The 411-nt window shown below is 75.4% G+C and carries 1 protein-coding gene; it reads left to right on the plus strand.

The features are described from left to right. Window positions 1-411 (plus strand): iron chelate uptake ABC transporter family permease subunit (locus G3I65_RS50760; protein ID WP_160703058.1); only part of this gene is annotated, 411 nt, incomplete at both ends.

Consider the following 411-nt stretch of genomic DNA (forward strand, 5'->3'; position numbering starts at 1 on the left):
GTCGCGTTCGGGGGCGGGCTGGCCGCGGCCGTGTGCGTGCTCGCGCTGTCCGGCACCGGCGGCACCGGGATCGTGCGGCTGGTGCTGGCGGGCACCGCGATCTCCCTCGCCCTGATCTCGGTGACGCAGGTCCTGCTGCTGCTCTACGCCCAGGAAACCCGCGGCCTGTTCGCGTGGGGCGAGGGATCGCTGGAGCAGAACGGGCTCGCCGGGGTCCGCACCCTCGGCCCGGTGATCGGCGTGGCGGTCCTCGCGCTGCTCGCCATGACCCAGCGGCTCGACCTCGTCCACGTCGGCGACGACCACGCCCGGACGCTGGGCGTCCACGTCGGGCGGGTCCGCTTCGCCGCGATCGGGCTGGCGGTGCTGCTGGCCGCGTCGGCCGTCACCCTGGCCGGTCCGATCGGGTTC

Origin of the sequence: Amycolatopsis sp. SID8362 (assembly GCF_010550475.1) — a bacterium.
Taxonomy (GTDB): Bacteria; Actinomycetota; Actinomycetes; order Mycobacteriales; family Pseudonocardiaceae; genus Amycolatopsis; species Amycolatopsis eburnea.